Consider the following 10,669-nt stretch of genomic DNA (forward strand, 5'->3'; position numbering starts at 1 on the left):
AAAAATGTTTGGTCTTATTGTCATTCAGAATACTTCTAAAATACAATCCTGTTACTTCATTATTCCTGTTTCTTAACGCAAAACAAATACACCATTTCGCAAAAGGACTAAATCCTTTTTCTCCTGTTCTTGTATTGATTAATCCTTTGTCTAACAACAATCCGCATTCTACCGCATTTTGTAATAATTCTTCCGTCTTCCGTTCTCCATGATGGAACTGACCAGAGTTATAGCCGATTTCTATTCTTGTAAAATCTAATCCTCGCTTTTCTAAATATTCTTTTGCGGGTTTACTATTATTGATAGCATTTCGGAAGTATGTAAACATATTCAACAAGAATTGCTCTCTACTGATTTCTCTTTTTTCCGAACTTGGATTTAAAATATCTTCCGCTTTTTTAATCGCCTCATGTTTGGATAAATTTTCACGATACATTATAAAATCAATCACATCCATGCTTTTACCATGTGTTTTGCAATTGGATGAAAAACAGTAAGCTGTCTGCGTTTTATAGTAAATCTGCATACTTGGTGTTTTGTCCTCGTGGAACGGACAACACATTTTAGCATTCTTATCGGGTTTCAGACCATAATAATGCAGAACTGTTGCAATTGATAACTGGGATTTTATTTCGCTTATTTCCATTAGAAAAAAATATTTTAAATTTTTTCGATGTTATTATTAGATACAAAAGTATCTTTTTGTTTTCAATCAAACAAATCTTATTGGATTTTTTTCTATCCTTTATTTTCATACTTTTGTTATTATCATTAATTATTACGAACATTTATATCTTTTTAGAGATGAATATAGGAAGTATCATTACCACCTTAAGAGACAAAAACAATCTCTCTCAAAGTGATTTAGCCGATAAAAGCGGGGTTTCTCGTGTGATGATTGGGAAGTATGAACGTGGAGAAGCAATTCCGTCCATTGATGCTGCCAAAAAAATTGCAGACGCACTTGGTGTGTCTTTGGATTACTTGGTAGGCGAGACTTCGCAGGTTTCTTTTGATAAAAGAACGGTGGAGAGAATAAAAGAACTGGAGCTTTTGGAAGAAAGTAAAAAACAAACGCTTTATGATTTGATTGATACTTATATCAGGGATTTTAAAACCCGTAAAACTTTTGCTAACGTTTAACATAAAACATTATGACCACATTTAATGTTTCTATACCCGACAACAAAACTTCTTTTTTTAAGGAGTTTCTAGATATGATAGGCGCTCAATACGAAAAAACGGATGATGATGGTTTTGTGCTTTCTGATGAGCAGAAAAAAATACTCACCGACCAAGACAACATCTCTTTGGAAGACTGCACAGACGCAGAGGATTTCTACGAAGAATTGAAAGAAAAATATGAGTTATAAAGTCGTCTTAACGCCTGTTGCCAGACAAAATATTGAGGATGCAACTTTTTACTACACAACCAAAGTGTCTGCAAAAGTAGCCCGGCTTTTTATCGACGATTACAAAAGAACTTTTAAAGACATTCTAAAGGTCAAATATTTTAGGGTTTTCTTTAGAGACTTCCGAGGAAAACCTATGAAAAAATTTCCGTTTATCGTCTTTTATACCATCGACGAAAATAACAAAATCATCTACATTAAAGCCGTTTTTAACGCCAATCAAGATGACCAAAATTATACCCACATCCCCTAAACAATAAAACCACCCTTCTTTAGGTGGCTTTTTTATTAACCAAAGCTTGTACGAATTTTCGTAAGGCTTTGTATGGAAATTGTATTTTTATAAGTGCTTAATAAGCAAAGTTTTACACTGTTAAAGACTGTTTTTATAAGCGAAGACTAAAATTGTAAGCTGTTAGACGTAGCCAGCCGGGAGCCACTTATATCATTTTTTCTCAGCATGTACGTTAGAGGGAGCATGACTATGTACAGCAGAAATATTTTGTAAACATGAACAATCTTCAGCAATCGTTAACTTATTGTCAATGAGATTCTTTAATAGCCCTTTATCTTCAGGATAAATAGATACTACCTCTAATTTTTCGTTTAAACTGATGCTTATATTTCTATAACTAATGAACATATCATCAACTGTATTCTTAGCTTTATTGATTTGTTCAAATTTTCTCTTTTTGAAATATCGACCAATTTTCTTCTCAAAATCTTCAAAATCTTTTGATACTAAAACAAGTTTGTATCCTTTATAATCAAAAATTTTAGTATAGAAAATGTCCTTTAATAACGAGTTATTAAAAAAAGAAACACCAGCTATTTCAATAGGATAGTCAGGATCTTTCGTTAAAGTTAGAATAAGTATTTCATTATTTTTATCAACCATTCTATAATCCTCGGTATAATCAATATAAGAAGACAAAACTTTTTTTAATGTTACAACTTCTTCTTTAGTACATTGAGAATACAAAAATGAACATAGGATTAGAAATAGGAATGCTATTGTTTTTTTCATCTATTTACTTTTTCTGCGGTTTTATCATTGTATCTAATGTATCCATAACCAGTTTTATATACATACTTTTCCGGTCCTGGATGATCTTTTGCAAAAGCTGCATCGCTATGAGCAGTAGGCTGTAAAATGAAACGAGTTTCCCCTCTATACGTTGAAACATCAAATCCTGATGGAGCATAATTCCCAGTAGGCGGATGGGAATGATTATTTTCTAACCAATCTCCTGCACCAATAGTGCGAAGTTTACCTCCCAAACTTACCCTCCTTCCTTGCATACTATTTGCAGCGAATATGCTTACTGTCTTATTATAGATATGATTGGTTGATATTATATTTGTAGCATATCCGTCATTAAATCTATAAACATCTCTAATGAACTCAACATTTGTATAATCTGCTGCAAATTCAAAAAACTGCTTTGCAACGTCATTATCTTTAATTTCTAAAAAGGATAATGTATCTCCTCCTGAATGTCCATCATGCCCCGGCGTATTGTAAGGAACTGATTTTGCTTCTCCTATTTGGGAGTCACCAGTAGGATTACTACTTTCGTCGACATTTACACGATTTATTGTAATAGAATTAGAGCCACTCTCGTTAGTAATAGTATCATAGGCGTTGTCATCGGCATTTATTTTCCTATCTATGTCTCCATTATCTTTAATCGTAATTACATCTCCTGCACTCATTCCATCCGGATCAATAAATCTAATTGGGTTGTTAACAGCATAGTTATAAGTAGAGTGCCTTCTGTATTGTTCCGCCAACGGATCCACAACTCCCCATCTACCAATATCTGGCATATAGAACCTTGCTCCGTAGTCGTACATTCCTGTTTCTAGGAGTTCTTTGCCGTTGTATTTGTAGTTCTATATCACTGCTCAACTTTTCAGCAGATTTCTACTTCAAAACAGCTCGTGCGAACGCAATTTTTTTGAACATCTACTCTGCACGTAGCTAAACAAATATAAGGATTTATTTCTTTCAATTGAAAAAAAAGAGACTACGTTTTTTAAGGATTGACCTACACTTTTAAAAATTCAGTGGAGTAAAAAAAACGCCACCCCCGAAGCGGGAAAAAGCCTTTTTGAAGCCTATTTAACATAAAATGCTGGATATTATAGGCAATGCCCCTCTGACTCCCCACAGGGGAGAACCTTACCTATAATAAATTTTATGTTCTCGCTTTCGCTAAATAGTCTTTCCCGAGTCAAGGCCTTTTCCCGCTTCGGGGGTGAAGTGCTGAAGAAAGAAGTTATTGGATGGGATGGAACAGATTAATAGCAGTTTGTAAAGCTTCAATACCTGTTTCTCTGTATTTTTCGGTGGTGTCGGCGTGTTTGTGTCCTGCAAAGTATTGGACTTTCCGTAAGTTTTCGCCCTGGTCTAATTTGAGTTTAATTACACTTTGTCTAATGGTAACAGAAGTGAGTTTCTTGGTAAAATTCTTTTGATATGTAGAGACCAAATAATTAATATCGTCTGCTGTAATTCTGCTTCCCAGTTTATTCAATAGAAAAGCCCCTAAATCCCCCAGGGGGACATTTTGCAATGCTAATAATGATATTCTATCATTTTGCAGATACTGATAAAACAAGAGGATTTGTTCGGCATTTAAGTCTAAGGTTCTTGTGTTGGTTTTCCCTGTTTTTCCGATTTTGATTTTGGCGTTACTGAGGTCTAAGTCATCGGTTTTTAACCTTACGATATCGCTGACTAAAAGAGCTTGATGGATGAGTAAACTTAAAATAATTTGATTTCGTTTTTCTAAAATAGAGTAACGTTCTTGTCTTGGTTCTAAGAGCCGGAGCAGTTCTTTTTCTGTGAGTAGTTCCTGTAGTTGGATTGGATTTTCTTTGCCATCTCTAATCTTGATATTCTTTGCCGGATTGTCGTTTGCTTTTCCTGTTTCCAAGAGATACTCGTAAAACTTTTTCAAGGCATAAACAGTTCTTGTAATACTTTAGGGATTGTAGTTTTTACGAAGAAGCTCCACGTATTCCATGAGTTCCTGATAAGAGAGTGTCTGAGGATGGGCGTAATGTTTTTTGAACTTTTCTATTTCGTAGAGATAGCTTTTTGCGGTGTTTTTACGTAGAGATTGGTGTAAATAATCTTCTATGGTTATCATTTTGGATTCGGGTATAAATCTGTGTAGTTCCTAAATATTCGTGTCCTAAAAAGTCCCTTACTTTCTCCAGTTCCATTCCTTGTTCCAAAAGTTGTGTAGCAATGGTATGTCTGAGACAGTGCAGGGTAAAAGTACCTACGGTCTCCTCGTTGTCCCGAGGGACTTTCTTTAACAGGTTTTTAAATTCTCTATAGATTCTTTCTGCAGTAATTCCCAAAAATCTTTGGTCTTGGTTCTGGGTTCTTGTGTCTAAAAATCTCTTAAAGTCTTTTTTGACCTGTTTGGTAAAAGGAATGACTCTTCGTTTTTTGCCTTTTCCTTTTCGGATGTAGAGCAAATTATTTTCTAAATCGATGTCTTTTAATACCAAGCTCACGGCTTCTGTTCTTCTGAGTCCACAGGCATAACATAAGTGCAGGATAATGGTTTGTTGTGGGGTTGCAACGCTGTAGAGCTGACGGATTTGTTCAGGTGTAAATATTTTACGTTGTGAAGATTGGGGTGTTTTTATTTTCAGTTGGTAAGGATGGTCTTTTCTCTGTCCTGTTCTTTGCAGATAGTTAAAGTAAAGCTTGATGGATAAAAAGATACTGTGGATATAACTTTCACTCAATGGTTTTTGGGTTCTTACGCTTGTAGTAGTTTTTAAAAAGGAATGGTAGTTAATGATGTCTTCAGATAAGATTTCGGAATAATGTTTCCGAGAGTAATCCAAGAAGTTTCTGACTTGCTTGGGATAGCCACCCACCACCGTTTTACAATAACCTAAATTCTGTAATTCTTTTCTAAAAAATAATATACTTTCATCGTTCATATTTAACATTAAGAGATTAAGTAATTAAGGCATCTATGATGCTTTTGCTTTTGTAATATTTTGGATTTTTCCGAACGCTAACTAATTATAATAGATAATTGATTGATGATAAATGAATTAACCTATCATAGGTTATACTTTAGCGTTCGTTTGGCTTCCGTTTAGCGTTCGCTGGTGTTCGGTGTGTAGTAGCATAGGCGATTTTTTTAACTCTTGTAACTGTTTTGTAAAAGCTTCTTTTAAATCCTTTCTCACTTTCTGAATATTATCACTGTAAGAGATTTTGTACTTAAACCCTTTGTTGGCAAAACCAATTTGTTTTAGATATTCTAATCGAACTAATTCATTGAGATAGAACTGTAATTGTGTCTTTTTAAATCCCGTCACTTCCATGGCATCGAACCTTGTAAAACTCTCTTCTTTAAAAGCTTTCTTCAACTTCTCAAAGAACTGTCTGAGACTACCGTCTAATTCATCTATTTTTAGAATAATACTTTCGAATAATATTTGTACAGCATTCTCAATATCTTCGATTTCGGTTATCAGATAATTGCCTGCAGGTACTACCTGCCGTTGGTATTGGTGTAAAAGGGTAATTTGTTTGATGATGGATTGGGACATTTCATTGAGGCGTCTTTTATTTTTGACGTTATTGGGAAGCTGTATCTGTGTTGCAAACGGATTGACGACTTCGTAAAGCTTTAAATTCTTAACCAATTTCTGTATAAAGTTGATGGCTTTCTGCTCTGTATTTTTATTGATTTCTCCGGCATTTCTGCGGTTTTGATATGATATTATTCTCTCCGTCTGTTCCTCACTTTCGTTAATGGCAATAATAAAACTTCGGTTCATGTTATCCTCATAGAGTTCGCCTTTGGTGGTTGCAGAGAGAGAACTAAATTGCCCTTTCACGATTTTGTGACGGGATTTGTTGTTTCCTTTTTTGTCTTTGATGGTAACGGAACTTCTTAATACTTGGTTGGAGATAAACTCTCTGAGTGCATACAAAGCATCTTCTTTGAGTCCGTCTAAATCTTCAATGATGATAATCTTTTGGAACAGGTCGAACTCTCCCCAATTGTATAAGCTACTTTCCGTTATTCGAGTAAAACGCAGGACGTCTTCTTGTGGCATTAAGTCGGCAATCCTTGAGATAATATGTGTTTTCCCACTTCCTGACGAACCTTGTACAATACCGTGTAATGGACTCTTATTCAGATAACTAATGGTAATCAAAAATAAAAGCAGTCTGGACTGTTCTTCGCCAATAATTCCTGCTTTTTCAATGAGTTGGTTTAGATTCTGAAGTAAGTTTTTGTCACTTAAAAAGTCGGTGGCAGACTGCCATTTATTTTTTCCCGCAGATTGCACAGATTCTTTCTTTTTAGTTGATTGCGTGTCGAGGCTCTCGACTTGCCTTCCTAAAGTCGGCGAATCTCCTTTGTCGATTTCAGTTGAAAGAAAAACATCTTTTCTCTTTTCTAATAATTCCAAGAATATGTCTTCATTGTGTAATAGCAAGGTTTCATTAACATCTTTGTTTGGTAATTCTACAGTTGTAATTTTTACATTATCACATTCTCTCATTATCACATTACCACATTTTAAAACAGCTTCTTTTCCTGCTTTATCATTATCAAAGCAAAAGATAATTTCTTCCAGTTCCGGAAGTTCTTTTATGGCACTTAGTATTTCAGTGTTTAAACCGTTTGTTCCAAAGCAAGCTATTAGCGAATAGCTATTGGCAATTGGCTTTATTTGAATTAAGCTTGCACAATCGATGATGGCTTCGGTTAATATGAGTTTTCGAGTTTTAGGATTTGGGTAATGCGGGTAGATTCCCGAACGATTTTTTAAATAGAAGTGGCGGGAAGTTCCCGCTCCCAATTTCTTATTTTCGCTCTCCAAAATACTTCTAAAATATAGACTTGTGATTTTGTTCTCTTTATTTTTCAGAGGAAAAACAAGAGACCATTTTCCAAAAACAGTATAGGCTTTTGCTCCGGTTCTGCCTATCATTCCTCTGTCAATGAGGAGTCCTAATTCAAGGCATTGGTTAATTAAGGTATCATCTCGTCGAGACCCTTGGTGGAACTGTCCGGAGTTGTAACCGATTTCGAGACCTTCTTTGCCTGAACCAAGAGCGACTTTCAGTCCTCGTTTCTCTGCGTAATCTTTAGCAGGATTGGAGTTATAAAATCCTTTTCTAAAAAGAGCAAACATCCTTCCTAAGAAGGCGGTTTGCTCTACATTCGCAGTACCTCTGTTGTGGATGGCTTCTTGTTGGTTGTGGACTGTGTTGGTCTCTATGGATGGGGTTCTTAGCTCTGGTGGAATGAAGACGATAAGCTCTTCTGCTTTTTTAATGGCTTCGTGTTTGGTAATAACTGTGCCTTTGGAAGTCTCATAATCTTCTATAAATTGGATAACGTCTCCCGATTTTCCGCAGGAATGGCATTTGTAAAAGTTCTTTTCTAAATTCACTTGCAGACTTGGCGTCTTATCTTCATGATAAAAACAATGAAGCATCTTGTTTTTTGGTTCGAGACCATAATGTCGTAATACTTCAGACAAGCCTAAACGCTCTTTTATCGCTTTGATTTCCATGGAAAGAAAAATATTTTAATTTTTTTCGATGTTATTATCAGATACAAAAGTATCTTTTTGTTTCCATACCGCCAAATAATATCAGATTTTTTTCTATCCTTTATTTTCATATTTTTGTTACTATCATTAATTATTACGAACATTTATATCTTTTTAGAGATGAATATAGGAAGTATTATTACCACTTTAAGAGACAAAAACGGATTCTCACAGAGTGATTTAGCAGACAAAAGCGGAGTTTCTCGTGTGATGATTGGGAAGTATGAACGAGGAGAAGCAATCCCGTCTATTGATGCTGCCAAAAAAATTGCAGATGCACTTGGTGTGTCTTTGGATTACTTGGTGGGCGAGACTTCACAAGTTTCTTTTGATAAAAGAACTGTGGAGAGGATAAAAGAACTGGAGCTTTTGGAAGAAAATAAAAAGCAAACGCTTTATGATTTGATTGACACTTATATACGAGACTTTAAAACTCGTAAAACTTTTGCTAACGTTTAAAACAGGTATATTATGACCACATTCAATGTTTCTATACCCGATAATAAGATTTCTTTTTTCCAGGAGTTTTTGGATATGATAGGCGCTCGATACGAAAAAACGGATGATGATAGCAACGATATTCCCCAATGGCACAAGAAAATCTTGGACGAACGCTTGGAAGACTACCGCAAGAATCCCGATAACAGTATGGATTTTGATGTGATGATGAAGTCGGTTAGGGAAAAATACGGGCTATGAGTTTTGTCTTTAAAAACAGACCAAGAGTTTATAACGATATTATTGAAGCAGTAGAATATTTCTTGCCCATTAATCCTGCTTTAGCCCAACGTTTTCTTGACAGTATAGAAGAAGCCAAACAAAGGATTCTAAATACTCCGAAAGGTTTCCAAATAAAATACAATGAGAACGTGAGAACGGTTCTTATAAAACCTTTTGATTACCATATTTACTACCTCGTAGAAGGTAATTTGATTACCATCCTTGCCATCTTACACGCCAAAAGCGGAGAAGAAAAAATTAGCAAAGTATAAAGCATGTAGAAAGGTAGATAACCCTGCTTTTTTTCTCAATTGAAAACAAAAAACCACCCAATTTCTTAGGTGGCTTTTTTATTAACCAAAGCCTTACGAATTTTCGTATGGCTTTGTATGGAAAACAGTATTTTCACAAGTGGTTATAAAACAAAAGATTGCATCGTTAAACCTTATTTTTATAAAAGAATAAAGAAATTACAAACTATTAGACGTAGCCATGTAGAAAGGCAGATAAGTCTGCTTTTTTTCTCAATTGAAAACAAAAAGCCACCTAAAAGTAGGTGGCTTTTTTATTAACCCAAGCTTGTGCGGATTTTCGTATGGCTTTGTATGGAAAAATATGTTTTTACAAGTGCTTAATAAACAAAAAGTTATACTATTAAATCCTATTTTTATAAACGAAGACTAAAATTACAAGCCGCTAGACGTAGCCGGGCAAACATCCTCTAACAAAGCTTTTCCTAATTCACATTATTTTTTCTTGCGAGGGTTTTTCTCAGCGTGTTCTTTAGAGGGAGCAGTGGTCAATAAATCATATTACTTTATAATAGTTTTAGTTTATAAAAAATGTAGGCTATTCCTATTGTTAATGTCAAAAGCACAATAAACCCAACAAAAAAATTATATAGACCTTGCACAAGACCACCCGGATCATTCTCTTTCTCTTTCGTAAAGTCTTCTCTTTTTAAATCTCGATTGAATAGTTTAAAAAAATAATACCTTGTATTTACACCTAAAAAATTGATAATAATACCTCGTAAAATAATCTCAAATACTTCCATTTATCTATCTTCTTCTGGGATAACTCTGTTGCGTACTTGTGTAGTTATAGTTCCTGCTGCCCCGCCTCCTCCAACGTAACCGTTTACTTCTCCAATGCCTTTATTCAATAATCTATTTCGAGCACCTCTTACGGCATGTGGACCCCTAACAATAAAAGTGCCTTTAAAAGCAGACGAAAACTGCGCTGCATTTAATTTACTTAAAATACTAAGTCCTTGTGGTATTCCTGCTTTAATAAAGCTGATAGATTTTGCTGCGGGGGCTACAGTAGTCAGAGTACTCATAACGCCATCTGCTTGATTATAGTTAGTCGAACCATCTAGGTTTCCAAAATTTCCTCCTGTAGCAGGATTACTCCAACCATCACGCTCCAATAAGCCAAAGTCAAATACTTGAGTTGTGAGATATGCATCATTAAGTAGTTCATAGGAAGCACTTGCGACAAGACCTTCCGAATCAGCCCAACTTCCAAAGAATCCCCTATCTCCATCCCATTGACTTATGAAAGAACCTGAAGGAGCATTGACTGTACTTCCTGCTCCCGTTACAAAAGTATTATTAATAGATGAACCATCAGCATTGTTTGTTACCGTTCCATCTGAATTTAATGTGTAGCTATATCCTCCATTACCTAAAATATTTGCTTCTCTTGAAATAGTTGCGGAAGCATCAACATCTGTTACATTTTCATAATTAGCGGCTTTTGCCTCTTCAACAGTATTTACCTTGGCATCGTAGGTATAAGTTTTTTTTCCGCCAACAGTTTGCTCTATCCATCCTGTTCCCCTCCTACCATCGGGATCAATAAACATTATAGGATTACTAAAAGCATAATTGTAAGGACTATGACGGGTCATTTTC

At 35.2% G+C, this 10,669-nt stretch carries 14 protein-coding genes and 2 pseudogenes; 6 read left to right on the forward strand and 10 right to left on the reverse strand.

Annotation, left to right across the window (positions count from 1 at the left end):
• The coding region (locus AC4AGG_RS13280) for a CHC2 zinc finger domain-containing protein (RefSeq protein ID WP_489772493.1) at positions 1-646 on the reverse strand (646 nt) is incomplete at its 3' end.
• A gap of 158 nt (positions 647-804) precedes the next feature.
• Between AC4AGG_RS13280 and AC4AGG_RS13285 the strand changes: the two genes are divergently transcribed.
• From AC4AGG_RS13285 to AC4AGG_RS13295, 3 genes are read left to right on the forward strand one after another with little or no spacing between them, the layout of a single operon-like run.
• On the forward strand, positions 805-1,143 hold the full coding sequence (locus tag AC4AGG_RS13285) for a helix-turn-helix domain-containing protein (protein WP_489772494.1): 339 nt from the start codon (positions 805-807) through the stop codon (positions 1,141-1,143).
• Positions 1,144-1,154: 11 nt separating this feature from the next.
• The gene (locus AC4AGG_RS13290) at positions 1,155-1,373 is read left to right on the forward strand and encodes a hypothetical protein (RefSeq protein ID WP_489772495.1); all 219 of its coding nucleotides are present in this window, start codon (positions 1,155-1,157) and stop codon (positions 1,371-1,373) included.
• Complete coding sequence (locus tag AC4AGG_RS13295; RefSeq protein WP_489772496.1) at positions 1,363-1,665, forward strand: type II toxin-antitoxin system RelE/ParE family toxin; 303 nt, start codon at positions 1,363-1,365, stop codon at positions 1,663-1,665. The genes AC4AGG_RS13290 and AC4AGG_RS13295 overlap by 11 nt, the downstream gene beginning before the upstream one ends.
• Before the next feature lie 192 nt (positions 1,666-1,857).
• Here the strand turns inward: AC4AGG_RS13295 and AC4AGG_RS13300 are convergent, their stop codons facing one another.
• The 7 genes and pseudogenes from AC4AGG_RS13300 to AC4AGG_RS13330 form a co-directional block, all read right to left on the reverse strand.
• Positions 1,858-2,439 (reverse strand): hypothetical protein, encoded by a 582-nt coding sequence (locus tag AC4AGG_RS13300; protein ID WP_489772497.1) that lies wholly within the window; start codon positions 2,437-2,439, stop codon positions 1,858-1,860.
• Entirely contained in the window at positions 2,436-3,128 is a 693-nt protein-coding gene (locus tag AC4AGG_RS13305; protein ID WP_489772505.1) for a JAB-like toxin 1 domain-containing protein, read from the reverse strand. Before AC4AGG_RS13305 ends, AC4AGG_RS13300 begins: the two co-directional genes overlap by 4 nt.
• A pseudogene (locus AC4AGG_RS13310) lies at positions 3,126-3,305 on the reverse strand (RHS repeat-associated core domain-containing protein); the annotation flags it as partial. The gene AC4AGG_RS13305 and the pseudogene AC4AGG_RS13310, both read right to left, overlap by 3 nt.
• A gap of 389 nt (positions 3,306-3,694) precedes the next feature.
• On the reverse strand, positions 3,695-4,378 hold the full coding sequence (locus AC4AGG_RS13315; protein WP_489772498.1) for a tyrosine-type recombinase/integrase: 684 nt from the start codon (positions 4,376-4,378) through the stop codon (positions 3,695-3,697).
• Positions 4,379-4,402: 24 nt separating this feature from the next.
• Positions 4,403-4,570: a hypothetical protein gene (locus tag AC4AGG_RS13320; RefSeq protein ID WP_489772506.1), complete on the reverse strand. Its 168-nt coding sequence runs from the start codon at positions 4,568-4,570 to the stop codon at positions 4,403-4,405.
• Complete coding sequence (locus AC4AGG_RS13325; protein WP_489772499.1) at positions 4,530-5,384, reverse strand: tyrosine-type recombinase/integrase; 855 nt, start codon at positions 5,382-5,384, stop codon at positions 4,530-4,532. The genes AC4AGG_RS13320 and AC4AGG_RS13325 overlap by 41 nt, the downstream gene beginning before the upstream one ends.
• Positions 5,385-5,516: 132 nt before the next feature.
• On the reverse strand, positions 5,517-7,991 hold the full coding sequence (locus AC4AGG_RS13330; RefSeq protein WP_489772500.1) for a CHC2 zinc finger domain-containing protein: 2,475 nt from the start codon (positions 7,989-7,991) through the stop codon (positions 5,517-5,519).
• Positions 7,992-8,150: 159 nt separating this feature from the next.
• Here AC4AGG_RS13330 and AC4AGG_RS13335 point away from each other — a divergent pair, with 159 nt between their 5' ends.
• Genes AC4AGG_RS13335 through AC4AGG_RS13345 form a run of 3 tightly spaced genes read left to right on the forward strand, consistent with a single transcriptional unit; the run spans position 8,151 to position 9,022 of the window.
• Entirely contained in the window at positions 8,151-8,489 is a 339-nt protein-coding gene (locus tag AC4AGG_RS13335) for a helix-turn-helix domain-containing protein (protein WP_489772501.1), read from the forward strand.
• 12 nt (positions 8,490-8,501) lie between these two features.
• Positions 8,502-8,729, forward strand: a complete 228-nt coding sequence (locus AC4AGG_RS13340; protein ID WP_489772502.1) for an addiction module protein — start codon at positions 8,502-8,504, stop codon at positions 8,727-8,729.
• Complete coding sequence (locus AC4AGG_RS13345; protein WP_489772503.1) at positions 8,726-9,022, forward strand: type II toxin-antitoxin system RelE/ParE family toxin; 297 nt, start codon at positions 8,726-8,728, stop codon at positions 9,020-9,022. Before AC4AGG_RS13340 ends, AC4AGG_RS13345 begins: the two co-directional genes overlap by 4 nt.
• A gap of 545 nt (positions 9,023-9,567) precedes the next feature.
• On the opposite strand, the gene AC4AGG_RS13350 is transcribed toward AC4AGG_RS13345, so the two are convergent.
• Together AC4AGG_RS13350 and AC4AGG_RS13355 are read right to left on the reverse strand one after the other, a co-directional pair.
• Positions 9,568-9,807: a hypothetical protein gene (locus tag AC4AGG_RS13350; protein ID WP_489772504.1), complete on the reverse strand. Its 240-nt coding sequence runs from the start codon at positions 9,805-9,807 to the stop codon at positions 9,568-9,570.
• Positions 9,808-10,669: pseudogene (locus AC4AGG_RS13355) on the reverse strand (hypothetical protein); the annotation flags it as partial.

The organism is Chryseobacterium sp. CG10_8, assembly GCF_058117085.1.